22 protein-coding genes and 1 tRNA gene are annotated in these 22316 nt (G+C 66.8%); 9 read left to right on the top strand and 14 right to left on the bottom strand.

Annotation, left to right across the window (positions count from 1 at the left end; all coding sequences use genetic code 11):
* Nucleotides 1–47: 47 nt before the first annotated feature.
* Nucleotides 48–2066: a CocE/NonD family hydrolase gene (locus KGR00_RS20465; RefSeq protein WP_224415498.1), complete on the bottom strand. Its 2019-nt coding sequence runs from the start codon at nucleotides 2064–2066 to the stop codon at nucleotides 48–50.
* A 114-nt stretch (nucleotides 2067–2180) separates the two neighbouring features.
* On the opposite strand from KGR00_RS20465, the gene KGR00_RS20460 reads away from it, so the two are divergent.
* The 3 genes from KGR00_RS20460 (at nucleotide 2181) to KGR00_RS20450 (ending at nucleotide 4870) form a co-directional block, all read left to right on the top strand.
* The gene (locus tag KGR00_RS20460) at nucleotides 2181–2987 is read left to right on the top strand and encodes a helix-turn-helix transcriptional regulator (RefSeq protein ID WP_224415499.1); all 807 of its coding nucleotides are present in this window, start codon (nucleotides 2181–2183) and stop codon (nucleotides 2985–2987) included.
* 384 nt (nucleotides 2988–3371) lie between these two features.
* On the top strand, nucleotides 3372–3839 hold the full coding sequence (locus tag KGR00_RS20455; RefSeq protein ID WP_129139299.1) for a nodulation efficiency, NfeD-like protein: 468 nt from the start codon (nucleotides 3372–3374) through the stop codon (nucleotides 3837–3839).
* Nucleotides 3836–4870, top strand: coding sequence for an SPFH domain-containing protein (locus tag KGR00_RS20450; protein ID WP_224419109.1), 1035 nt, complete (start codon nucleotides 3836–3838; stop codon nucleotides 4868–4870). Before KGR00_RS20455 ends, KGR00_RS20450 begins: the two co-directional genes overlap by 4 nt.
* 31 nt (nucleotides 4871–4901) lie before the next feature.
* Here the strand turns inward: KGR00_RS20450 and astB are convergent, their stop codons facing one another.
* Genes astB through KGR00_RS20425 form a run of 5 tightly spaced genes read right to left on the bottom strand, consistent with a single transcriptional unit; the run spans nucleotide 4902 to nucleotide 11084 of the window.
* A complete protein-coding gene (gene astB / locus KGR00_RS20445) occupies nucleotides 4902–6266 on the bottom strand; it encodes an N-succinylarginine dihydrolase (RefSeq protein WP_224419108.1) in 1365 nt (454 codons plus the stop codon).
* Nucleotides 6263–7732, bottom strand: coding sequence for a succinylglutamate-semialdehyde dehydrogenase (gene astD / locus KGR00_RS20440; protein ID WP_224419107.1), 1470 nt, complete (start codon nucleotides 7730–7732; stop codon nucleotides 6263–6265). The genes astB and astD overlap by 4 nt, the downstream gene beginning before the upstream one ends.
* Before the next feature lie 9 nt (nucleotides 7733–7741).
* On the bottom strand, nucleotides 7742–8773 hold the full coding sequence (gene astA / locus KGR00_RS20435; protein ID WP_224415504.1) for an arginine N-succinyltransferase: 1032 nt from the start codon (nucleotides 8771–8773) through the stop codon (nucleotides 7742–7744).
* Nucleotides 8773–9837: an arginine N-succinyltransferase gene (locus tag KGR00_RS20430; protein WP_129139294.1), complete on the bottom strand. Its 1065-nt coding sequence runs from the start codon at nucleotides 9835–9837 to the stop codon at nucleotides 8773–8775. The genes astA and KGR00_RS20430 overlap by 1 nt, the downstream gene beginning before the upstream one ends.
* 32 nt (nucleotides 9838–9869) lie before the next feature.
* Nucleotides 9870–11084 (bottom strand): aspartate aminotransferase family protein, encoded by a 1215-nt coding sequence (locus KGR00_RS20425; protein ID WP_224419106.1) that lies wholly within the window; start codon nucleotides 11082–11084, stop codon nucleotides 9870–9872.
* 221 nt (nucleotides 11085–11305) lie between these two features.
* On the opposite strand from KGR00_RS20425, the gene KGR00_RS20420 reads away from it, so the two are divergent.
* Both KGR00_RS20420 and KGR00_RS20415 read left to right on the top strand, forming a co-directional pair.
* Complete coding sequence (locus KGR00_RS20420; RefSeq protein WP_129139292.1) at nucleotides 11306–12100, top strand: SDR family oxidoreductase; 795 nt, start codon at nucleotides 11306–11308, stop codon at nucleotides 12098–12100.
* 103 nt (nucleotides 12101–12203) lie between these two features.
* On the top strand, nucleotides 12204–12821 hold the full coding sequence (locus tag KGR00_RS20415; protein ID WP_224419105.1) for a class I SAM-dependent methyltransferase: 618 nt from the start codon (nucleotides 12204–12206) through the stop codon (nucleotides 12819–12821).
* Nucleotides 12822–12833: 12 nt separating this feature from the next.
* Here the strand turns inward: KGR00_RS20415 and KGR00_RS20410 are convergent, their stop codons facing one another.
* Genes KGR00_RS20410 through fabV form a run of 3 tightly spaced genes read right to left on the bottom strand, consistent with a single transcriptional unit; the run spans nucleotide 12834 to nucleotide 15681 of the window.
* The gene (locus tag KGR00_RS20410; RefSeq protein WP_224419104.1) at nucleotides 12834–13799 is read right to left on the bottom strand and encodes a GlxA family transcriptional regulator; all 966 of its coding nucleotides are present in this window, start codon (nucleotides 13797–13799) and stop codon (nucleotides 12834–12836) included.
* Entirely contained in the window at nucleotides 13786–14463 is a 678-nt protein-coding gene (locus KGR00_RS20405; protein WP_224419103.1) for a DUF2959 family protein, read from the bottom strand. The genes KGR00_RS20410 and KGR00_RS20405 overlap by 14 nt, the downstream gene beginning before the upstream one ends.
* 9 nt (nucleotides 14464–14472) lie before the next feature.
* Nucleotides 14473–15681, bottom strand: a complete 1209-nt coding sequence (gene fabV / locus KGR00_RS20400; protein WP_129139287.1) for an enoyl-ACP reductase FabV — start codon at nucleotides 15679–15681, stop codon at nucleotides 14473–14475.
* A 167-nt stretch (nucleotides 15682–15848) separates the two neighbouring features.
* Between fabV and KGR00_RS20395 the strand changes: the two genes are divergently transcribed.
* A complete protein-coding gene (locus KGR00_RS20395) occupies nucleotides 15849–16244 on the top strand; it encodes a hypothetical protein (protein WP_224419102.1) in 396 nt (131 codons plus the stop codon).
* Between the two features lie 4 nt (nucleotides 16245–16248).
* Here the strand turns inward: KGR00_RS20395 and KGR00_RS20390 are convergent, their stop codons facing one another.
* Nucleotides 16249–16743, bottom strand: coding sequence for a glutathione peroxidase (locus KGR00_RS20390; protein WP_129139285.1), 495 nt, complete (start codon nucleotides 16741–16743; stop codon nucleotides 16249–16251).
* A gap of 136 nt (nucleotides 16744–16879) precedes the next feature.
* On the bottom strand, nucleotides 16880–17407 hold the full coding sequence (locus KGR00_RS20385; RefSeq protein WP_224419101.1) for an NUDIX domain-containing protein: 528 nt from the start codon (nucleotides 17405–17407) through the stop codon (nucleotides 16880–16882).
* Between the two features lie 156 nt (nucleotides 17408–17563).
* Here KGR00_RS20385 and KGR00_RS20380 point away from each other — a divergent pair, with 156 nt between their 5' ends.
* Complete coding sequence (locus KGR00_RS20380; protein WP_224419100.1) at nucleotides 17564–19210, top strand: acyl-CoA dehydrogenase family protein; 1647 nt, start codon at nucleotides 17564–17566, stop codon at nucleotides 19208–19210.
* Nucleotides 19211–19238: 28 nt separating this feature from the next.
* On the opposite strand, the gene KGR00_RS20375 is transcribed toward KGR00_RS20380, so the two are convergent.
* The 3 genes from KGR00_RS20375 to KGR00_RS20365 form a co-directional block, all read right to left on the bottom strand.
* Nucleotides 19239–19853: a LysE family translocator gene (locus KGR00_RS20375; protein WP_224419099.1), complete on the bottom strand. Its 615-nt coding sequence runs from the start codon at nucleotides 19851–19853 to the stop codon at nucleotides 19239–19241.
* Nucleotides 19854–20648: 795 nt separating this feature from the next.
* On the bottom strand, nucleotides 20649–20915 hold the full coding sequence (locus KGR00_RS20370; RefSeq protein ID WP_224419098.1) for a hypothetical protein: 267 nt from the start codon (nucleotides 20913–20915) through the stop codon (nucleotides 20649–20651).
* Between the two features lie 235 nt (nucleotides 20916–21150).
* Nucleotides 21151–21221 (bottom strand) — tRNA-Ser (locus tag KGR00_RS20365).
* 229 nt (nucleotides 21222–21450) lie between these two features.
* Here KGR00_RS20365 and KGR00_RS20360 point away from each other — a divergent pair.
* Nucleotides 21451–21735 carry a type II toxin-antitoxin system RelE/ParE family toxin gene (locus KGR00_RS20360; protein WP_224419097.1) on the top strand — a complete coding sequence of 95 codons (285 nt, stop codon included), beginning with the start codon at nucleotides 21451–21453 and terminating at the stop codon, nucleotides 21733–21735.
* A complete protein-coding gene (locus KGR00_RS20355; RefSeq protein WP_129139280.1) occupies nucleotides 21732–22055 on the top strand; it encodes a helix-turn-helix transcriptional regulator in 324 nt (107 codons plus the stop codon). The genes KGR00_RS20360 and KGR00_RS20355 overlap by 4 nt, the downstream gene beginning before the upstream one ends.
* The last annotated feature ends 261 nt before the right edge of the window (nucleotides 22056–22316 follow it).

The raw sequence follows: 22316 nt of genomic DNA, 5'->3' as shown, positions 1-22316 counted from the left end.
TCGCACCGCTCGCTACCCGATGCCTTTCTTGCGTCGGTCTGCGAAGCTCACAACATATCCCTGGCGATCGCGCAGTCCCACGTCTGTTCATGCGCGATATGGCCATTCTCGCGCGCCACGAGACGGGCACGGATGAGGAAATGACTGTCAGTGGCGGTGAAGTCGGTCTCGGTGCGACTGTCGACCTGCCAATCGTCACGGGACAGGCGCTGATCGGAAACGACACGAGCGTGAAACGATGCCCAGTCATCGATCCCGAAGCGGTAGGTTTCCTGCGTGCTGTCCGCCACCGTCAACCCGTTATCCTCGATGCGCTGGCTACCGCCATCGTCATGGATCTCGACGCAAACGGTGGCATTGGCCAGGTCCTCAATGATCCGCCAGTCGTAGTGCGGTTCCGAGATCCTCTCGGCCGCCATCGGCGCGGCACCCCGCGGCGTTCCCAGATCGTGTGGCTCTTCGACATCCCCGGGCGCATGTCGAATCGGCAGGATGAGGTGTGTCGTGTCCAGATCCAGGCTCAGCGCGACCGGTTCGGGCGCTGGCCAGGCAACCGGAAAATAACTGGTCGAAATCGCGAGTCGCAGACGGTGTCCGGCCCGGAAGGTCTGGGCAACGTGCTTGAACGGCACTTGCGCGGTGTAGGTGCGGCCCGGTTCCAGCAATTCTGGATGCTCGTGGCTGTCGCGGTGGGTCAGGTTGAGAAGGCCATAACTGACTCGCGTCACCGTTCCGCTCGGTGCGACATCGCTAAGCCGTACCGCGACCTGCGCGAGTGATTTGTCCACGGAGAATTGCATGGCCAGCGTCGCGTCACCAGCGATCTCCAGTGGCGCCTCGAGCGGCGCAGTTTCGAAGATCAGGCTGCCGGCATCGTCGCGCCGCTGATCGGCCGGCTGGTCACCGGGATGGGCATAGGAACACCACTTGCCGCCCATGAGCCCCACCCACGGCGGCGAGCAGTGGGTTACGTGTCCCCCCTGGCCTGGTTCGTGATCGCGGCGCAACGTGCCGTTGGCCCCCAACGCAAAGGAGGTACGCTCGACATTCGGCGAGGGCCATGCCGGTTCTTCCACCCAGCGTCCGGAGCGATGACGATAGTGACTTGCGGGAGCCGCATGATCCTGCATGTACAAGCGCAACAGCGGTTCGCGCATGATGCCGGTCTCGCGTCCCTTTAGCCATTGGTCCCACCAGCGCAGTTCCTCGCCAAGCCAGTCGATGGCCGGCCCCGGCTGACCAATGTGGGGATATTTGTGCGCCCAGGGCCCAATGAGCCCCTTCTTGGGGCCGGACAGACTCTCCATCAGGCGGAAGACGGTGCGGCAGTAACCGTCCGCCCAGCCACTGACGGCATAGACCGGCACTTGAATCCGGCCGATGTCCTCACACACGGAGCCATGCTTCCAGAAGGCGTCGCGACGCTGATGCTCGGTCCAGTTCTCGAGCCAGAGCCCGGCGCCTTGCAGACGCGCCAGCCACATGTCGCGCCATCTCTCGCCGACCAGATCGGGGTCAGGTGGCAGGGTGTTGATGGCAAACATGTGCGAGGCCCAGGAGATCTGGTCGATCAGCAGGGTGCCGCCCATGTAGTGGACATCGTCGGCGTAGCGATCGTCGGTCGAGCACAACGACACCACCGCCTTGAGGGCCGGCGGACGTTCAGCGGCGATCTGCAGCCCATTGAACCCGCCCCAGGAGATACCCACCATCCCGACGTTGCCGTCGCACCAGGGCTGCGCCGCCAACCAGGCGATCACGTCGCAGCCGTCCTGAATTTCCCGGGCAGTGTACTCGTCGACCATGACCCCCTCGGACTCGCCCGAGCCCCGGATATCGACCCGCACATAGGCATAGCCGCGCGCGGCGATGAAAGGCGCTCGAACGGCGTCCCTGGCCAGGGTCTTGTCGCCCTTGCGATACGGCAGGTATTCAAGAATCGCAGGCACCGGCAATGTGCCTCTCGGCCGCCAGAGTCGTGCGGCAAGCCTGCAGCCATCGGGTAGCGGAATCTCCAGATGGCGAATTTCCTCGACCTCATCGAGGGGGTAAGTGGTCCGCTCCATGCTCTATCCGTCCTGACTGTGGCATTTCCTTTAGCGTGTCAGCGGCCACCGCTTCGCTGCAATTTCGCCCCCTTCGCTACTTGACTCTCTTGGAGCGTCGGTTAGCTTAACGGGATGAACAACAACTCCTTTCCCGACAATCTCGCTCATGCCTGCGGTTTTTATCCGTCGATCGCCCATGTCTGTCGACGCATCGGTATCAACCGTCAGCAGTTCAACAAGTATCTGGCCGGCACGGTTCGTCCATCACGGCACAACCTGCAAAAGATCTGTGACTTCTTCGGCGTTACCGAGTCCGAGTTATTGATCGAACCTGGACGGTTCAAGGAATTGCTTGCGCTGCGTCGCATACCGAACCAGACCGACGAAACCAGTGTCATCGCTCCCATCTATCAACGGCTTTCCAGACGCTCGGCATCACTCGAGCGCTACTGCGGCAACTATTTCCGCTACTTCTATTCGTTCAGTCATCCCGGCTACGTGATGCGTTCGTTCGCGCAATTGCGCAAAAAAAATGAAGACTACCTGTGGAAAAATATCGAACGGGAGCGCAATCCGAACAAGCGACCAGCGACGGTCACCAAGTATGAAGGGGTCGCGCTGTTCCTTGGCGAGCGAATCACCATCATGGAATATGAGACAATACTCAACACATCAATCACACAGATGATTCTCTACCCTTCCTACCATACCGGCATCGATTATCTGCTGGGTCTACAAACCGGCGGGCCGCTCAAGCGCGGCCGCATGCCGGCTGCGTCTCGGGTGGTACTGCAATATCTGGGACAGAGCGTGAATGTGCGCCGCGCACTCGGCGAATGTGGTCTGTTTGGCCCCGAGGAAATTGCGCCACAGATTTCCAGACTGCTCGAAAACCGTTTGCCGGAGGATAGCTGGGTTTTCGAGGTCGAACAGCAGTGAAACATCCCCCTTCCGACGCAGGGACGAACCAGCGCCGAGCCAGGGTTCCGACACGGCATGGGTGTCGTAAATGGGCCCCTGGCGCCATAGCGGGCACAAAATAGACGTTGCCGATCTCGAGCGAGCGTAGGGGGTGTGGAGCGCAACGAGCGTCTCCTCGCCGTTCGAAGTCGACGAGTGTCTCGCCCGGGTCTCGCCAACCACACACGTGACAGGCTATCGTCGTCGACGGCTTACACGACGTGACGGCGATCGCCGATACCCGTCCGGTGTGCCGGTAGGCAAATTGGCGGATCGCTCGACGGCGACCCGAACGCAACCGCAGGGCCGTGTTCGTCGTCGCTGGGCGGGCGGCCTCCCTTCGATCCGATCCCGGGAAACGCTATGGACTGGAACATGGCCTATGTCTGGCTGGCGGTGGCCCTGCTGCTGGGGCTGGCCGAACTGCTCTCCGGCGCGCTGGTATTGCTGGGACTGGCGGTGGCGACGCTGGCCGCGGTACTGCTGGCCGCCCTCGGCGCCTCGCTCACCTGGCAGTTGCTGGGGCTGGGCCTGGCCGCCGGGGTGATGCTGCCGGTGGTGGTCAAGGTGATCCGCCCGCGCTTCTCGCCCCGTGGCGTCGCCTACGGCACCACCGGGACCGGTACCGAACGCGGCAAGGTCTACCACACGCTGAAGCGCGACTTCGATGGCGCCACGGGCATCGAGATCAACGGCGACTTCTATCGCCTGCGCCTCGCCGACAGCGATACGACCGAGCTTCCCGAGAATCGTCGAGTCATCTTCCAGCGCTTCGATGGCACCGTCGCCATCGTCACGCTTCCCCACCCCACGGAGTCATCATCGTCATGAATGTCATCGGACCCGGGCTGCTGATCAGCCTGATCATCGTCGCGCTGGGCGTGATCCTCATCATCAAGGGGCTGGTCATCGTGCGCCAGTCGGAGGTGATGGTGGTCGAACGTCTCGGCTCCTTCAACCGGCTGCTGGAGAGCGGCATCAACGTGATCATCCCCTTCATCGAGCAGCCCCGGGCGATCAGCATGATTCGCTATCGCAAGCAGGGCGAGGAGTTCTATCCGATCTCCACCGAGGAGGTGCGCATCGACCGCCGCGAGACGGTGATGGACTTTCCGGGGCAGCCGGTGGTGACCACCGACAACGTCACCGTCACCATCAACGGCGCGCTCTACTACCAGATCATCGACCCCAAGCGCGCGGTCTACGAGGTCGCCAACATGAGCCAGGCGGTCGAGGTGCTGGCCAAGACCACGCTGCGCTCGGTGGTGGGCAAGATGGAACTGGACAAGCTGTTCGAATCCCGCGCCGAGGTCAACAACGCCATCCAGGCGGACATGGAGGCGCCGGCCTCCAAGTGGGGGGTCAAGATCACCCGCGTCGAGGTCCAGGACATCGCCATGCCCGAAGAGGTGGAGAGCGCCATGCGCCTGCAGATGGCCGCCGAGCGTAAACGCCGCGCCACGGTGACCGAAGCCGAGGGCGAGAAGTCCGCCGCCATCGCCATGGCCCAGGGCCAGCGCGAGTCGGCGATTCTCAACGCCGAGGGCGACAAGCAGTCAGCGATCCTGCGCGCCCAGGGCGAGCAGGAGTCGATCAAGCTGGTACTCAACGCCATCGGCGAGAGCGAAGAGAACAAGCGCACCGTGGTGGGCTATCTGCTCGGCCAGAGCTACATCAAGGCGCTGCCGACCATGGCTCAGGCCGGCGAGCGGGTCTTCGTGCCCTACGAGTCCTCCGCCCTGCTGGGTTCGATGGGCATGTTCCGCGAGATGGCCGGCTCGCCGGAAGACACCGTCGCCAAGCACCTGCGCGACAACGACCTGCAGCGCGGCATGGTCGGCGGCGCCGCCAGCCAGGGTTGAGCCGGGCCCGGGCCGCCGGAACCGGCCCCTCTCAGCCGAGCTGGAACGGATAGACGTTGCCGATACCCAGCAGGCGGGTGAGCTCGTCGAGGGCCGTCAGCGTTTCCTCGGCGAGCTGCGGGTCGGCCAGATCGTCGGGCGTCAGCCGGTCACGGTAGTGGCGCTCGACCCAGCCGACGAGTTCGCCGTAGAGCGCGTCGTCGAGCAGTACCCGGCCGGCAAGCCCGGCGCGCTCCGCGGCGTCGAGCACCACCCGCAGGCGCAGGCAGGCCGGGCCGCCCCCGTTGCGCATGCTCTGCTTGACGTCCTTGACCACCACCTCGCCGATCGGGTTGTGCCCGGCCAGCAGCAGATCCTGGATCGCCCGCCACACCGTCTCGTTCTCCTGGCACTCGCCCGGCACCACCAGCGTCATGTCGCCGCCGGGGTTGGTGAGCAGCTGCGAGTTGAACAGATAGGTCGAGACCGCCGCCTCCAGGCTGATCGCCTCGCCGGGGACACGCACCGGGATCAGCGGCGTGGCCATCCGGCTGCGCAGCGCCTCCAGGGTCGGCTCCTCGTCGAGGAACGCCATCTCGTGATAGAGCAGCACCGGGCCGTTGCCCACCGCGATCACGTCGTTGTGGAACACCCCGGCGTCGATCGCCTCGGGATGCTGCTGGGCGAACACCGTCTGCGCGTCAGCGAGGCCGTGCTGGCGCGCCACCGCCTGGCTGGCCTCGAGGGTCTGGCGGGCGGGGTAACGCTGCGGACCGCGCTCGCCGCCGAACGCCTGGCGCCCGTAGACGTAGAGGTGCACGCCGGGCTCGCCGTGGTCGCCGCAGAGCCGGGTGTGGTTGGCCGCGCCTTCGTCGGAGAACGCCGGGGTCGCCGGCAACGCCGGATGATGGGCGAAGCGTGCCTCGTCGCGGAAGATCGCCGCCAGCACGCGGGCGGTGGTCTCCGGCTCGAGATAGCGGTGAAAGCTCGACTGCAGATTGGCCGGGGTGAAATGCACCCGGCCGTCCGGTGCATCGATACTCGGCGTCACCGTGGCGGCATTGGCCGTCCACATGCTCGACGCCGAGCACACCGCGCGCAGGATCTGCGGCGCCTCGCGGGCGGCCCGGGCCAGCACCTCGGCGTTGCTGCCGGAAAAACCCAGATCGCGCAGCGCGCCGAGATCGGGGCGCTGCTGCGGCGGCAGTACGCCCTGGGCGTAACCGGCGTCCATCAGCGCCTTCATCTTGGCCAGCCCCTGGAGTGCCGCTTCCTTCGGGTTGGAGGCGAGCCCGCCATGGCGCATCGACGCCACGTTGCCGTGGGCCAGCCCCGCGTAGTTGTGGGTCGGCCCGACCAGACCGTCGAAGTTGACCTCGCGCACGTCGTTCATCGCGTCGCTAGTAACGTCGCTCATAAACTCACCCCGGGCGGCAGTTCGCCGGGCAGCGCCAGCGACTCGGACTCCATCGAGGCGATGGGGTAGGCGCAGTAGTCCGCTGCATAGTAGGCACTGGGGCGATGATTGCCGCTGTCGCCGATGCCGCCGAACGGCGCGTCGCTGGAGGCGCCGGTGGTCTGGCGGTTCCAGTTGACGATGCCGGCGCGGATGCGCAGCAGGAAGTCGTCCCAGTCGGCCTGATTACCGCCGATCAGCCCGGCGGAGAGCCCGTAGCGGGTATCGTTGGCGAGCGTGATCGCCTCGTCCCAGTCGCGGTAGCGGTGCACCTTGAGCAGCGGCCCGAAGTGCTCCTCGTCGGGCACCTCGCAGCCGGTGACGTCGATCAGCGCCGGCGTGAGCAGGCTGGTGCCGTCGACCAGACGGCGCATCCGCGCCAGCACCGTGCCGCCGCGCGCCTCGAGGTCGTCCTGGGCGGCGAGCAGACCGTCGGCCGCGGAGACACTCGCCAGCCCGCCGTAGAACGGCGCCGGCTCGCTGAACGGCGCAGCAACGCGAAGCTCGGCGATGGCCGCGACCAGTGCCTCGATCAGGCGGTCGCCGACCTCGCCTTCAGGCACCATCAGCCGCCGCGCGCAGGTGCAGCGCTGGCCGCCGGAGAGAAACGCCGACTGCAGGATGGTCAGCACCGCGGCGGCCTCGTCCGGCACGTCCTTGACCACCAGCGGATTGTTGCCGCCCAGCTCCAGGGCGAGGATCTTGTCGACCTGACCGGCGAACTGCTTGTGCAGCAGCTTGCCGGTGCGCGCACTGCCGGTGAACAGCAGGCCGTCGATGTCGTCGGCCCCGGCCAGCGCCTGACCGACCGGCCCGCCGCCCTGCACCAGGTTGATCACGCCGTCGGGCAACCCGGCGGCCTGCCAGCACTGCAGGGTCAAATCGGCGGTCAACGGCGTCAGCTCGCTGGGCTTGAAGACCACGCTATTGCCGGCCAGCAGCGCCGGGACCATGTGCCCGTTGGGCAGGTGGCCGGGGAAGTTGTAGGGGCCGAACACCGCCAGCACGCCGTGGGGGCGATGCCGCAGCACGGCCCTGGCGCCGGCGACGTCGCGGCTGCGCTCGCCGGTACGCTCCCGGTAGGCGGTCACCGAGATCGCCACCTTGCCGATCATCGCGCCGACCTCGGTACGCGCCTCCCACAGCGGCTTGCCGGTCTCGTGGGCGATGCTCGTGGCCAGGGCCTCGCGGTTGGCCTCGAGCTGGTCGCGAAAGCGCTCGACGATGGCCAGGCGCTCGTCGAAACCGCGCCGCGCCCAACCGGGAAAGGCCGCGCGAGCGGCGGCCACGGCCTCGCGGACCTGACGCTCGCTGGCGGTGGCGCCCTGCCAGAGCACGGCGTCGTCGATCGGATCGTGCTTGGTCAGCTCGCCGGCATCGCCAGCGAGCCAGGCGCCGCCGATGAAGAGTTTCTGCTGAGCTTGCATGGGAGGCTCCTAGGTTTCCAGAACGCGCAGGCTGTCGCCGGTGGTGACACCGAGGCGTCGGGCTTCCGCCTCGCCGAGGGTCAGGGTGCCGTCGTCATCCGGGCCACGGCCGACCCAGGCGGCGCGGAAGTCGGCCATGTCGGTGGTGGCGACCAGCCAACGGGGGCGCTCGGTGCTCTCCGGCAGGCTGCCGGCGACTTCCACGGGGCACAGCCGCGACTGGCGCACCGCACGCACGTCGTCGATGTAGGCCTCGACGGTGGGGCCGCCGTCGAAGATGTCGATGTAGCCCTCCCAGCGCAGGCCCTCCTTCTTGAGCATCTCCAGCGCCGGGCGGGTATCGTCGTGGACCTCGCCGATGCAGGCCCGCGCCTGCTCGGTGAGAAAGGTGGTATAGATCGGGAACTTGGGCATCAGCTCGCCGATAAAGCTCTTTTGGCCTAACCCAGTCAGTCTGTCCGCTTCATTGAAGTTCATGGGGAAGAAGTGGCTGCCCAGGCACTCCCAGAACGGGCTGACGCCGTCGGCGTCGAACTTGCCGCGCATCTCGGCGAGCACCTTGTCGGGGAAGCTGTCACGGAACTGCGCCATGAACAGCCAGCGCGCCTTGGAGAGCAGCGCGCCGTTGCGGGCGTGCCGGCCCACGCCGCGGTATTCCGGGCGCAGGTAGAGCGAAGCCACCTCGGCGTCGCCGGTGTGGTCCGAACTCAGGAACAGCGTGTCGATGGTGCGGTGCAGATCGAGCTGCACCGAGGAGTGAGCGAGGGTGCCCAGCCGGTAGTGATAGAAGGGTACCTCGCGGCCCACCTGGGCCTCGATCGCGCAGCAGCCGGCCAGCTCGCCGCTCTCCTCGTCCTCGAGGACGAAGAAGTAGAGCCGGTCGTCGATCGGGGTACGCTGGGCGAAGGCGCGCTCGGCCGAGGCGATCTTGCCGGCCAGGAAGTCACGGTTGTCGGGCAGCGAGGTGAAGCCGACCCCGGTTTCCCGGGCGATCTGCTGGAGGCCGTCGAGATCGCCGCGGGCGATGGGACGAATGCGCATTACAGTTCCCCCTCGTCGAAGGCGTCTTCCGCAGCGGGCAGGCTCAGCGGCGCGGCGAGCACCGCACGCCCCTCCTCCACGCCGAGCACCGCGGCATGCTCGGGCGAGAGCATCAACTGGCCGGTGGGCGACAGGGCGTAGCGCGCCACCACACAGCGAAAGCCGTCGAGCTTCTGGTTGGCGATCATCGCCGGTTCGGCGTCGGGCAGCGACGCCGCCGGGCGCACGCGAACCGGGTGCCAGGTGCTGTGCTGGAAGGTCTCCAGCCGGTCGCGCTCGGCCTTGATCACCGGGCCGGCATCGAAGATGTCGACGTGGCGCGAGCGGGCGAAGCCCTCGGCGAGCATCTCGTCGAGCGCCGACTCGTGGGCCGGGTGCTCGCGACCGATCGCCGCCCGGGCCGCCGGGGTGAGCAGCGGCAGGTAGAGCGGGAACTGCGGCATCACCTCGGCGATGAAGCTCTTCGAGCGCACGCCGGCGAGGTGGTTCATCTCCTGGTAGCCGCGCACGAAGAAGTGCCGCCCGACGCTGTTCCAGAACGGCGACTCCTCGTCGGCGTCCAGGTAACCGGGAAAGGCCATCGCCAGGATCTCGGCGAAGCGCTCCGGGTACTGGGCGATGAACATCAGCCGCGAGCGGCGCAGCAGGCTCTCGGCGCTGGAACCCTTGTAGCGCGGATCGAGCGACAGCGCGCACAACAGCGTCGCCTCGGAGACCTCGTGGGACAGCGACAGCGTCTGCACCTCGCGGCGCACGTTGAGCTGCTGCGAGGCGTGGATCAGCGTCTCCTGACGATAGGTGTAGTACGCCTCATGGGCGCCGGCCTGGGCGCGGATGGTGGCGGTACCGGCGATCTCGCCGCGCTCGAGGTCCTCGAGCACGAAGGTGTAGCTCTCGTCGCCGGGAAACTCGATGTCGCGGGACAGCGAGCGCTGCGAGCGGGTGATGCGCTCCTCGAGACGATCACGGTGCGCCGGCAGGTTGGTCAGCGCAGGCGTGGCCGTTCCCGCCAGGCGTTCGAGGCCCGGCAGGTCGGCCGGCTTGGCGGGACGCACGACCAGCATGGCGTTTCCTCCCGTCGATGGCGAATGGCGGCTCATGCGGATTCGACGAAGCGCGCCAGGGCACGGTCGAGACGTGCCATGCCCTCGTCGATGTCGGCCTCGGGGATCACCAGCGACGGCGCCATGCGCAGCACGTTGGGTCCGGCGATCAGCGCCATCAGCCCTTCCTCGATCGCCAGCGGCAGGATGTCCTTGGCACGGCCCTCGTAGGCCGTGGCCATCGGCGCGCCGATCAGCAGCCCCATGCCCCGGACCTCGCCGAACACGCCATACTTGGCGTTGAGCGCCTCGAGATGCTCGCGGAAACGCGCATGCCGGCGCTGCACGCCGTCGAGCACCTCGCGGGTATCGATGTGTTCGAGCGCGGCCAGCGCCACGGCGGAGGCCAGGGCGTTACCCCCGTAGGTGGAACCGTGGGTGCCCGGCGTGAAGACCTTGGCGATGCGCTCGGTGGTGAGCATGGCGCCGATCGGGAAGCCGCCGCCCAGCGACTTGGCGCTGGTCAGGATGTCCGGGGTCACGTCATAGCGCATGTAGGCGAACAGCGTACCCGGGCGGCCCATGCCCGACTGGACCTCGTCGAAGATCAGCAGCGCCTGGTGTTCGTCGCACAGCGCGCGCAGCCCCTCGAGGAAGTCCTGGGTGGCCGGCACGATGCCGCCCTCGCCCTGCATCGGCTCGACGATCACCGCACAGGTGTCGGCGTCGATCAGCTCGCGCACGCTGTCGAGGTCGTTGAACTCGCCGTGGACGATACCGCCGGGCACCGGGCCGAAGCCCTGCGAGTACTTGGGCTGGCCGCCGACGCTGACGGTGAAGAAGGTGCGGCCGTGGAACGACTGGCGGAACGAGACGATCTTGTGCTTGCGCTCGCCGTGGGTGTCGTGCGCCCAGCGCCGCGCCAGCTTGAGCGCGGCTTCATTGGCCTCGCCCCCCGAAGAACACAGATAGGCCTTGTCGGCAAAGGTGCGCTCGGTCAGCGCCCTGGCCAGCTTGAGGGCCGGCTCGTTGGTGTAGACGTTGGACAGGTGCCAGAGCTTGTCGGCCTGCGCCTTGAGCGCGCCCACCAGCACCGGATGGCAGTGACCCAGCGAGTTGACGGCGATGCCGCCGGCGAAATCGATGTACTCGCGCCCCTGCTGATCCCACAGGCGGCTGCCCTCGCCACGCACGGGGATCACCCGCTGCGGGGCGTAATTGGGCACCATGTAGCGATCGAAGTCGTCGCGGGTCGGGGTGTAATCCATGTCGGTCTCCATCCGAAGGGCATGTGCAGTCCTTCGAGTATAAGGAGCGCGGCTACCCACGGCTTACAGGGATGGGACGACGAATTATGAAAAGCGGCGGCTGCCGACGACGCCAGCGGCGGCGCGGGCCTTGAAGAATTCGATATTCGCCCCATGCTGTTGGCAGGCCAGCAATCCTGCGGGCGCCCGCTCGCGGCCCGCTTTCGACAAGGAGACCGTCAATGCGTATCGATCTTACCGGCAAGAACGCCATCATCACCGGCTCCACCGCCGGCATCGGCTTCGCCATCGCCCAGGGGCTCGCCGAATCCGGCGCCGAGGTCACCGTCACCGGTCGTACCCAAGACCGCGTCGACGCGGCGATCGGTGCGATCGAGCAAGCCGTGCCCAACGCCGCCGTCTCAGGTGTAGCTGCCGACCTGGGTACCGCCGAGGGCTGCCAGGCGCTGATCGACGCCCGCCCGGAGACCGACATCCTGATCAACAACGTGGGTATCTTCGGCCCGCAGGACTTCTTCGAGGTCGACGACGCCACCTGGCAGCAGTTCTTCGACGTCAACGTGATGAGCGCGGTGCGCCTGTCGCGCCATTACGCGCAAGGCATGAAACAGCGCGACTGGGGGCGCGTCCAGTTCATCTCCAGCGAGTCGGCGCTCAACATCCCCAGCGAGATGGTCCACTACGGCATGACCAAGACCGCCGTGCAGTCGATCTCGCGCGGGCTGGCCAAGGTACTCAGCGGCACCAATGTCACCGTCAACGCCATTCTGCCGGGGCCGACCCGCTCAGAGGGCGTGCTCAACATGATCAAGCAGGCCGCCGAGGAACAGGGCGTCTCCCCGGAAGAGATGGAAGCCCGCTTCGTTCGGGAAAACCGTCCGTCGTCGATCATCCAGCGCCTGGCCACCCCCGAGGAGGTCGCCCACATGAGCGTCTATGCGGCCTCCCAGCAGGCCAGCGCCACCACCGGGGCGGCACTGCGTGTCGAGGGCGGCATCGTCGACACCATGGCCTGACGCCACCGGGCGCACGGCAATATCCAGGGCGGCGATGTCTTCTCAAGGTCACGGTAGCGGCGCATGATACGACCGATACCCCGCGCGCCTCGGAGACCGCCGCATGCTCGACCCCACCGTCTGGAACCGCTGGCGCTACGCGTGTTACGCCCCGGTCTACGACTGGGTCGCCGACCGGGCCTTCCGCCAGGCCCGCGAGCGGGCCCTCCAGGCGGTGGACTGGGCCGGCGGTCAGCGCGTGCTGATCGTGGGCTGCGGCACCGGACTCGACCTGCCCTATCTGCCCCGCGGCATCGAACTGCACGGCTGCGATCTGACCCCGGCGATGGTCCGGCGCTTTCGCGGCCGAGCCGATACCCTGGGCTTCGACGCCCAGGCGCGGGTGATGGATGCGGCGGCACTGGACTATCCCGACGGGCATTTCGACGTGGTGGTGATGCACCTGATCCTGGCGGTGATGCCCGACCCTGTCCGCGGGCTCGCCGAGGCACACCGGGTGCTCGCCCCTGACGGGCAGTTGTGCGTGATGGACAAGTTCCAGGCCGACGACCGGCCCGCCGGACTCGGCCGGCGCGCGCTCAACCTGATCACCCGCGCCATCGCCACCGACATCACCCGCCAGGCCGGGCCGCTGCTCGCCGCGGCGGGCTTCGTCGTCGAACGCGACGAGCCGGTGATGATGGGCTCGCTGTTCCGCGCCCTGCTGGCACGCAAGGCGTGATGCGACCCGCCGTCAGGCCATGCGCTCCTCGCGCGGGGTCATGCCGAAGTGGTTGCGATAGGCAGTGGAGAAGTGAGCTCCGGACGAGAAACCGGTCTGCAGGGCGATGTCGCCCACCGCCTGGTCGGTCTCGCGCAGCAGCTTGCGGGCCCGCTGCAGGCGCAGGTCGAGGTAGTAGCGGCTGGGGACCGCCTGCAGATATTTCTTGAACAGCCGCTCCAGCTGACGCCGCGAGATCCCCAGATGCTCGGCGAGTTCGTGGGTGGTCAGCGGCTCCTCGATGTTGGTCTCCATCAGCGCCAGCGCATCGATCAGGCTCTGCGGGGCGTGGCCGAGCCGGGAGCGCAGCGGCACGTGCTGCGGCTCGTCGCCCATGCGGATTCGCTCGCAGACGAAATGCTCGGAGACCCGCTCGGCGAGACGCTGGCCGTGGTGCTGGGCGATCAGCGTCATCATCATGTCCATCGCCGCGGTCCCGCCGCCACAGGACAGACGGTCGCGATCGATCTCGAACAAGTGATGGCTGACCCGCACCGCCGGATGCGCACGCGCGAAGGCCTCGGCGCTCTGCCAGGGCAGCGTGGCCCGGTAGCCGTCGAGCACGCCCGCGCGCGCCAGCACCTCGGTACCCCCGGCGATGCCACCGAGTGCCACGCCGCGCCCCGCCAGCCGCGACAGCCAGGCTTCCAGCGCGGGGGCCTCGCCCGGCGACTGGCTGGGGGCACAGACGAACAGCATGTCCAGCGAGCCCGCGTCACTGCCGGCCACGCTCTGCGGCGACAGCGACAGCTCGGCGGCGCTTGTCACCGCGCGGCCGTCGAGGCCGAAGGTGATCGAGGTGTAGAGCCGCTCGCCGGCCAGCCGATTGGCGACGTGCAAGGGCTCCAGGGCACAGGCCTGGGCAAGCAGCGAGAACCCCGGCAGCAGCACGAAACCGATCTGCCGGGGCGTGGCGGGGTGACGACTATCGGCGGGCATCGACGCTATCGAGATCGGCGATGAAGGCGTCGGAGCGCGCGATGGCCGCGCGCATGCGCCGGCGCAGATCGGCGACGCGGGTTTCCAGGCGGTCGACCTCACCCTGCAGGGCGTCGATCGCCCGGGCGTTGAGGTTGTGCTTGAGCAGCAGCACGTTGTCGTGCAGCGTCGCCAGCACCGGCTGCATGCTCTCGGCGGCGTCATGCATCGCGCCGATCATCTGCGCGTAGTGCGCGCGGGTCGCCTCGAGCCGGCGCGCCGAGCGCTGGCGGTAGTCGTCCCGCTGGTAGAGATCGAGCTCGTCGTGCCACTCGTCGAACAGCGCCTCGGCGACGCTCTCGATGTCGTCGATGCGGGCGTCGACCCGGTCGGCGGCCTCGGCACTCGCCCGGTATTCGGCATCGAGCCGGGCATAGCTGCGCGACAGCTCGCTGTCGGGGACACGCACCACCTCGCGAAACGTCTCGAGCGCCGAGTCGAAACGCTCGGCGGCCGCGTGCTGGGCGTCGCGGGCATCATCGACCCGCTCGGCCAGCAGCTCGCGCTTGTCGACACCCATGTTCTCGAGGGTGTCGTAATACAGGCTCGAGCAGCCGGCGAGCAGGGCCAGCAAGCCGCCGGCCAGCCACCCCCGAGCCGGCCGCCATGTGCGGCACCGGAACATCGCGGCGCCTCAGAGCTGGATGACGTCGAACGCGACGACCGGGTCGACCTCGGCGTCGTAATCGACGTCATCGCGGCCGAAGCCGAACAGCTTGAGGAACTCGTGCTTGTAGCCGGCGTAGTCGGTGACCTCGAACAGGTTCTCGGTGGTCACGGTCGGCCACAGGTCCTTGCAGGCCTGCTGGACGTCGTCGCGCAGCTCCCAGTCGTCGAGACGCAGACGCCCGGCGTCGTCGGTCTCGGGCGCCTCGCCCGCGTAGAGCCGATCACGGAACAGCCGGTTGAGCTGATCGATGGTGCCCTCGTGCAGGCCCTGCTCCTTCATCACCTTGTAGACCATGGCGATGTACAGCGGCATCACCGGGATCGCCGCACTGGCCTGGGTGACCACCGACTTGAGCACCGCGACATTGGCGCTGCCGCCCTTCTCGGCCAGGCGCGCGTCGATCTCGCCGGCGGCGCGGTCGAGATCCTCCTTGGCCTTGCCCAGCGCCCCGTGCCAGTAGATCGGCCAGGTGATCTCGGTACCGATGTAGCTGAAGGCCACGCTGCGCGCGCCGTCGGCCAGCACACCCGCCTCGTCGAGGGCGTCGATCCACAGTTCCCAGTCCTCGCCCCCCATCACCTGGATGGTGTCGTCGATCTCCTGCTGGGTCGCCGGCTCGACCTCGGCCTCGATGATCGCGTCCTTGTTGGTGTCGATGGCGGTGGCGCGGTAGGTCTCGCCGATCGGCTTGAGCGCGGAACGCTTGATGTCGCCGCTGTCGGGCAGCTTGCGCACCGGCGAGGCCAGCGAGTAGATCACCAGGTCGACCTCGCCGAGGTCCTGCTTGATCGTCTCGATCGCCTGTTGGCGGGTTTCGTGGGCGAAAGCATCACCGTTGATCGCCTTGCTGTAGAGCCCTTCCTCCTTGGCGTAGCGATCGAAGGCCGCGGCGTTGTACCAGCCGGCGGTGCCCGGTTTCTTCTCGGTCCCCGGCTTCTCGAAGAACACCCCCAGGGTGCTCGCGCCATAACCGAAGGCGGCGGTGATCCGCGCGGCCAGGCCGTAACCGCTGGAGGCGCCGATCACCAGCACCTTCTTCGGCCCACTGTCGCCGGCATCGCGCTCGCCGATCGCCTGGCGGGTCGCATTGATCTGCTCGAGCACGTTCATCGCGCAGCCGGTGGGATGGGTGGTGGTGCAGATGAAACCGCGAACCTTGGGTTTGATGATCACGTCAGACCTCGACTTTCCTGAGACTTTCCTTGCCTTGGGCGCCACGCGCTACGAGCGGGGCGACTGATGCGGCTATTCTAGCGGTTAGATGCGGGACTGTCCGCTCTGCGCCGAACGGGAGGCTGTGCGACAATCGCCGACACCCCGCCGAGCCGAGGAGAGTGACTGTGAAGGACGCCCAGACCCTGGTCGACGAGCGCGGCGATCTGTGGCTCGCCCTGGCGCCGTTGTGGCTGGAACGCGAGCCCCGCGAGACCGACTACGCCCGCATGGTCGCGGTGATCGAGCGCCACGAACTGAGTCTCGAGCAACTGGAATGGGTCTTTCGCCTGGAACTGGCCCCGGTGCTGACCCGCTACCAGATGTCGGTGGCCGACAACTGGCGGGATTTCGACGATTACCGGCTGATGCGTCAGCTGGTCGCCCACAACCGCCGCCTCCGTGGCTGGCGCAAGGGATTCTGGACGCTGTTCTCGGGGCTGACGACGATGGTCACCCGGCCGCGCTGGAACACCCTGATGACACGCCTGATGGTAGCCCGCGGCGAGACGCCGCCGCGCTGACGGCTCAGGCCGAGAAAGGCGTGTCCAGGGCCTTTTCGAGCTCCGGGACGATGCGCGCCGTTCGCGTGCGCGGCGAGAAGCGGCGGATCACCTGACCGTCGCGTCCCACCAGGAACTTGGTGAAGTTCCACTTGATCGGGGTGCTGCCCAGCACGCCGGGCGCCTGGCGGCGCAGCAGCACGAACAGTGGATGGGCATCGCTACCGTTGACGCGCACCTTCTCCATGACCGGAAAGGTCACCCCGTACTCGCGCTCGCAGAAATCCCCGAACAGGCGCGCCGACTCCGGCGACTGGCGGGCGAACTGATTGCAGGGAAAGGCCAGTATCGTGAACCCCCTGTCGCGATAACGGCGATAGAGCCGTTCGAGTTCGGCCAGTTGGGGGGTGTAGCCACAGCGACTGGCGACGTTGACCATCAGCAGCACCTGACCGCGCAGGGCGCGCAGGTTGAAGGGCTCGCCGCTCTGGGTCCGACAATCTTGCGTGTAGATCTGCATAGCCCGCCATTCGCTTCGCTGAACGGAGAAGATGCCATGTCTGGCCATGGCCTGCCAGCAATGCGCGGCTCACGATCCGTCGAGGCCATCTTCAAGGATAGTTGCCCCGGCCATCGCCGTCCCGCCGTGCCGGCTTTCACAGAAAACCGCGCTGGCGCAGCAGTTCCAGCGCCCGGCGGCTGTCGGGGGTGGAGGTTTCCAGGGCCAGGGCCGCATCGGGGGCCAGCCACTCGGCACCGGCCACTTCCTCGGCCTGCAGCCGCAGCGGCCCATCGTAGTCGGTCAGGAAGACACTGCCATGAACCCGGTTGGCGGCGTCCCGAAAGACGAAATCCAGGCACCAGCGCAGCCGGGTCCCCTCGACGCCCAGTTCCTCGGCCAGTTCGCGCCGCGCCGAGACGTGGACCGCCTCGCCGGCGCCCACCACCCCGCCGGCAGCCAGGTCGTGATAGCCGGGGTAGACCTCCTTGGTCGGCGTGCGCTGCTGGACACAGAGCGCCCCGCGGGAATCGCGCACGAACACGTAGGTGGCGCGATGCCAGCATGAAAGCCGGCGCATCGTCCGCCGCGAGGCGCTTCCGCAGGGGCGGTTGCGGGCATCGACGAGCTGGACCCGCTCGGCCTTGACGTTGGCCAGGTCGATGGAGGGCGCTGCTTGCGGCATGCTGGCCTCGCGGTCGCGGTGAAACGCCCAGCATGCCAGAGCCACCACGACCCTCCCAGTCCCGGCGAGCCCCCGACGGCGAGATTGACCCCCGTCCGCGCGCGGCCCATGCTCGATGCAAAGGCTTTCCCTTGCTCGACTGCGGAGCCCTCTGCCATGTCCGATCGCGCCCCTCGCCGCCAGCTCGCCACCCACCGGGTGGACAACCAGCCCGCCCCGCCCGGCGATCGTGACCTGCTCGCCCTCGACCAGCCGCTGCGGGAGGCGCTGGCCCGCGAAGCGCCGGACTGGGTGGCACGGCGTCTGGCCCCGCTGGGCGCGGCGGTGGGCAGCCGCCAGGTCCAGGCGCTGGGCGAGACGGCCAACCGCCACCCGCCGGAACTCAAGTTGTTCGACCGTCACGGCCGTCGTCTCGACGAGGTGGCCTACCACCCCGCCTACCACCAGCTGATGCATCTGGCCCTCGACAACGGCTGGCACGCCGTGGCCTGGGAGGAAGAACACCACGGCGGCCAGCAGGCACACACCGCCGGCCTCTATCTGCTGACCCAGGCCGAACCCGGCTTCTGTTGCCCGGTGACCATGACCCATGCGGCCGTCCCGGCGCTGCGCCGCGAGCCGCGTATCTACGACGAATGGCACGCCCGGCTGATGGCCTGGGACTACGACGAACGCGCCGTCCCCGCCTGGGAGAAACCCGCCGTGACGCTGGGCATGGCGATGACCGAGAAACAGGGCGGCAGCGACGTCCGCGCCAATTCGACGCGTGCCGAAAACGACGGCGACGGCTATCGCCTGACCGGCCACAAGTGGTTCTGCAGTGCGCCGATGTCGGACGCCTTCCTCACCCTGGCCCAGACCGACGAGGGGCTGGGCTGCTTTCTGGTGCCGCGCTTCACCCCCGACGGCGAGCGCAACGCCATCGAGATCCAGCGTCTCAAGGACAAATGCGGCAACCGCGCCAACGCCTCGGCCGAGATCGAATACCGCGGCGCCTGGGCCGAGCCGATCGGCGAGCCCGACCGCGGCGTGGCGACGATCCTCGGCATGGTTCAGCAGACCCGGCTCGATGCCGCCACCGCCCCCGCCGGCATGATGCGCCAGGCACTGCTCGAGGCCTGGAGCCACGTCCGCCAGCGCCACGCCTTCGGCAAGCCGCTCGGCGAGCAACCGCTGATGCGGCGCGTGATCGCCGACCTGACGCTCGAGACCGAAGCCAGCCTGGCGCTGGTGATGCGCGCCGCACGCGCCTTCGACGCCGCCGCCGACGAACGCGAGCAGTTGCTCGCCCGCCTGGTGCCGGCGCTCGGCAAGTACTGGCACAACAAGCGCGGCCCCGGTTTCATGGCCGAGGCCATGGAGTGCCTCGGCGGCATCGGCTATGTCGAGGAGTCGCCGCTGGCGCGGCTGTATCGCGAAGCGCCGGTCAACTCGATCTGGGAAGGCTCCGGCAATGTGATCTGCCTGGATGTGCTGCGGGCGATGGGTCGCCATCCGGAATGCGTCGACGTGCTACGCGAGGAATACGCGGCCGCTCGCGGCGTGTCGAGCGACTACGATCGTGCCGTCGACCAGCTCGAGCGGGCGCTGGGCGAGCCCCAGGACGCGCTCGAGGCCAACGCCCGCTGGCTGACCCAGCGCATGGCCCAGTGCCTGCAGGCCTCGTTGCTGCTGCGACACGCCCCCAACGCGATCGCCGAGACCTTCTGCCGCAGCCGGCTGGGCGACGGTGTGAGCCCGGTCTACGGCGTGCTGCCGCTGGACGCTCCGCTCGACGCCATCCTTGCCCGTATCGAGCCCTGAGCACGGCGAACTCAGCACGTTCGCGGGCTCAATGAAAGCCAATCGCCACTCGCAGCGCCAGGGCCAGCAACAGGCAGCCGGTGATGCGATTGATCCAGTGCGCCCGTGCCTGCAACCAGGGCAGCACGGCGGAATGTGACAGCGCCACCGCCACCAGCACGTACCACACGCCGTCGATCAGCGTCGCCGTGGCCACGATCAGCGCCTTGGCGCCCCAGCCCATGTCGTCGCTCACGAACTGGCTGAGCAGCGCGACGAAGAACAGGATCAGCTTGGGATTGCCCAGTGCCACCAGCACACCGTCGCGGGCCGCCTGGGCGGGGTCGGTGGCCATGCCGCGCGCCTCCAGCGCACCGCCGCGCCCGGCCTGCAGCGCCTTGATGCCCAGCCAGGCCAGATAGGCCGCCCCCACCCAACTGATCAACCGGAACAACGTCGGCTGGTGGGCGATCACCGCGCCCAACCCCCAGACGGTGAGCAGGGCGTAGAGCCCCACCCCCAGCGCATGGCTGACCCCGGCGACCACCCCGGGCGCGCGGCCACCCCCCAGGGTGTGGCGCAGGACCATCGCCAGGCTCGGTCCCGGCGACATGGCCCCCATCGCGCAAACCGCAGCCAGCGAAAGCCAAAGCGTGAGGGGCATGATTCTCTCCTTGTAGGGGGCGATGGGGCGAGGCCGGCTGCCGCCGGCTCGAGAAGGCCTCGTTGTCGTAGAAACGATGATAAGCCTCGCCACCCGCTGAGTCAGCCGAGCGGGATTGGACCAAAGGCGAGTTTTCGGTGTGGATCGTGCGATGACCGGCGAAGGCGGCAGAGTACGAACCCAGCCCTCGATCGGGCAAGGCCGGGAAACCAGGCGCCAGACGTAAAAAAACCGGCGCTGGAAGCGCCGGTCAAACAGGGATGCTGGGATGCAGCGAGAGCCATTCTACGCATCGCAGCCAGCGGCAATCCGGCGAACTGATGACATTTATTCGAGTTTATTCATGTAGAACGCCGTTCGAGATGCCTCCGAGCATTTACCCGTAAAAACAAGGCAATAGCTATGCCTCAGGACGAGGGATATCGCTCGGAAGACCCGGATTCAAGAGAACAGCCCGCCCGCCATCGGGCAGCCACACTTGCCGGCACCAGCGGGAGAGACATTGCTGTCATTCGGGAGGCCCCAACGACAAAGCGCCCCATCCGGCAGGATGGGGCGCTCGAGGCACTAACATGTCGGTCTTGCGGGCTCCCTGGCGAATCACGACATCCTGTCGAAAGCTGCCTTCCTTGCCCACCGTGGGCCGTCCTGGCCCGGGCCTCCTTGCCTGCGCGATCACTCCCTGATCGCCGAGGTCACAGTTAACTTAGTACAAGTTTTTATCAAATAAAAGCTATTGCATAACTCAAAATTAATTAACGTGACCTATCATTGCCCGAGACACCCTCCTGGGCCTCAAGCCGCCCGCGTCTGCCGCCGCGACCCCGAGCGGGGCAGCAGTGCTTCGACCCGGGCCAGTTCGTCGTCGGTACGCGCCCCGACGAACGCCGCCAGCGTGGCCGCCGCCTCCCGACGGATGCGATCGTGAATATAGTCGTCGTAGGTGGTGATGAAGGCCCGGCAATGGCGGCAGTGCAAGACATCCGCGGGGCCGGGGTCGCCCTTCCAGAAATTGCTGCCCTGGCATGCAGGGCAATCGACACGTCTCGAACGGTTCAACATGAAAAGTGGCCTCCTGCCTGGGTGTGGCGGGCACATCCTGACAAGGCGAGGTGACAGCTTGATGAACAGACATGCGGATTTTGCGGAGGAGGGACGGCCGGGGCGCCCGATCACGCCATTACACGCCGCATCGATGGCCGACTGCCGGACCTATTCTGTCGCTTTCTACGACCCAATGCCGAAGAAGGAAGGGTAAAAACACAAACAGCCGCTCGTAAGCGACTGTTTTTCAAGGTGGTGCCGGCGGTCGGACTCGAACCGACACACTGTCTCCAGCGGCGGATTTTGCAGGGTATCCGACACCAGTCTTTGCCGGTCTACACCATGAAAAATCAGCGACTTATAGCGTTTAACTTCGCCTTCAAGCGCCTTTGTCGGGCTTGGGTGTGGACACAATGTGGTCACGTCCCCCTGCATTGCTTTATACCTCTTTAGGTATAAACTACCACCATGGATTTGGAGGACGCCATCAAACCGCTCTACTGGGTCGCCAGCAGCAAGAAAGATCTGCTGACCATGCCTGAAGACGTTCAGGATGTCTTCGGCTACGCGCTCCACCAGGCGCAAATCGGCAAAAAGCACAGCCAGATCAAGCCCCTCCAAGGGTTTCGGTTCTGCTGGCGTCCTCGAAGTAGTCGAAGACTATCAGGGCGACACCTATCGCGCCGTCTACACGGTTAAGTTCCAGGGTGCCGTCTACGTCCTTCACTGCTTTCAGAAGAAGTCCAGCAGCGGGATAGCCACTCCCAAGCCTGACCTGGACAAGATCCGCGATCGGCTCAAGGCCGTCGAACAGCACCTGAGAGGTTCCTCGTCATGATCGATATCGAACAAGGCAGCACCAACGTCTATGCCGACCTCGGTCGCAATGACGCCGACGAGATGCTGATCAAGGCCCAATTGGCCACCAAGATCGCCGAGATCATCAAGCGTCGTCGTCTTACCCAGGCCAAGGCCGCCGAGATCGTCGGCATCCCCCAGCCCAAGCTTTCCGGCCTGCTGCGTGGTCAATTCCGCGGTATCAGCGAAGCCAAGATGCTCGACTGCCTCGCTCGTCTGGGCCGCGAGGTTCGTATCGTCGTTGGCCCCTCGCGACCTCGCTCCAAGCCCGGTCACGTCGAGGTCGAGTTCACCGGATGATCTCGATGCGCTTCTCGGCGTAATTGATCTTCATCCGCTCTAGACGAACGCCTGCCACCTCGCAGGCTTGGTTCAAGATGCAATCTCGCTTCATGCGATCGGGCCTTTCATGACTCGGGGCATCGAGTTCCAACGCGCACTTCACTTTGAAATCGTTGGCGGTCTAACTCAGGCCGCAAAAGGTGTGGGTTCGTGGACCGCTTACGATGGTTCCCGGTGCCAAAGTTGCCGCGAGGCTGTGCCGAATACAGCGCGAGCTTA

This window comes from Modicisalibacter sp. MOD 31.J (assembly GCF_020147985.1).
GTDB classification, from domain to species: domain Bacteria; phylum Pseudomonadota; class Gammaproteobacteria; order Pseudomonadales; family Halomonadaceae; genus Modicisalibacter; species Modicisalibacter coralii.
This window is presented reverse-complemented; position numbering and strand designations above follow the sequence as displayed.

What these genes read in the sequence shown, in the direction of transcription:
- KGR00_RS20410 (WP_224419104.1), bottom strand. Translation starts at nt 13,799, where the DNA reads ATGCCCGCCGATAGTCGTCACCCCGCCACGCCCCGGCAGATCGGTTTC.
- astA (WP_224415504.1), bottom strand. Translation starts at nt 8,773, where the DNA reads ATGCGCATTCGTCCCATCGCCCGCGGCGATCTCGACGGCCTCCAGCAG.
- KGR00_RS20360 (WP_224419097.1), top strand. Translation starts at nt 21,451, where the DNA reads ATGTCTTCGGCTACGCGCTCCACCAGGCGCAAATCGGCAAAAAGCACA.
- KGR00_RS20465 (WP_224415498.1), bottom strand. Translation starts at nt 2,066, where the DNA reads ATGGAGCGGACCACTTACCCCCTCGATGAGGTCGAGGAAATTCGCCAT.
- KGR00_RS20375 (WP_224419099.1), bottom strand. Translation starts at nt 19,853, where the DNA reads ATGCCCCTCACGCTTTGGCTTTCGCTGGCTGCGGTTTGCGCGATGGGG.
- KGR00_RS20355 (WP_129139280.1), top strand. Translation starts at nt 21,732, where the DNA reads ATGATCGATATCGAACAAGGCAGCACCAACGTCTATGCCGACCTCGGT.
- astD (WP_224419107.1), bottom strand. Translation starts at nt 7,732, where the DNA reads ATGCAAGCTCAGCAGAAACTCTTCATCGGCGGCGCCTGGCTCGCTGGC.
- KGR00_RS20450 (WP_224419109.1), top strand. Translation starts at nt 3,836, where the DNA reads ATGAATGTCATCGGACCCGGGCTGCTGATCAGCCTGATCATCGTCGCG.
- KGR00_RS20430 (WP_129139294.1), bottom strand. Translation starts at nt 9,837, where the DNA reads ATGCTGGTCGTGCGTCCCGCCAAGCCGGCCGACCTGCCGGGCCTCGAA.
- astB (WP_224419108.1), bottom strand. Translation starts at nt 6,266, where the DNA reads ATGAGCGACGTTACTAGCGACGCGATGAACGACGTGCGCGAGGTCAAC.
- KGR00_RS20405 (WP_224419103.1), bottom strand. Translation starts at nt 14,463, where the DNA reads ATGTTCCGGTGCCGCACATGGCGGCCGGCTCGGGGGTGGCTGGCCGGC.
- KGR00_RS20385 (WP_224419101.1), bottom strand. Translation starts at nt 17,407, where the DNA reads ATGCCGCAAGCAGCGCCCTCCATCGACCTGGCCAACGTCAAGGCCGAG.
- KGR00_RS20460 (WP_224415499.1), top strand. Translation starts at nt 2,181, where the DNA reads ATGAACAACAACTCCTTTCCCGACAATCTCGCTCATGCCTGCGGTTTT.
- KGR00_RS20380 (WP_224419100.1), top strand. Translation starts at nt 17,564, where the DNA reads ATGTCCGATCGCGCCCCTCGCCGCCAGCTCGCCACCCACCGGGTGGAC.
- KGR00_RS20455 (WP_129139299.1), top strand. Translation starts at nt 3,372, where the DNA reads ATGGACTGGAACATGGCCTATGTCTGGCTGGCGGTGGCCCTGCTGCTG.
- KGR00_RS20420 (WP_129139292.1), top strand. Translation starts at nt 11,306, where the DNA reads ATGCGTATCGATCTTACCGGCAAGAACGCCATCATCACCGGCTCCACC.
- KGR00_RS20415 (WP_224419105.1), top strand. Translation starts at nt 12,204, where the DNA reads ATGCTCGACCCCACCGTCTGGAACCGCTGGCGCTACGCGTGTTACGCC.
- KGR00_RS20390 (WP_129139285.1), bottom strand. Translation starts at nt 16,743, where the DNA reads ATGCAGATCTACACGCAAGATTGTCGGACCCAGAGCGGCGAGCCCTTC.
- KGR00_RS20425 (WP_224419106.1), bottom strand. Translation starts at nt 11,084, where the DNA reads ATGGATTACACCCCGACCCGCGACGACTTCGATCGCTACATGGTGCCC.
- KGR00_RS20370 (WP_224419098.1), bottom strand. Translation starts at nt 20,915, where the DNA reads ATGTTGAACCGTTCGAGACGTGTCGATTGCCCTGCATGCCAGGGCAGC.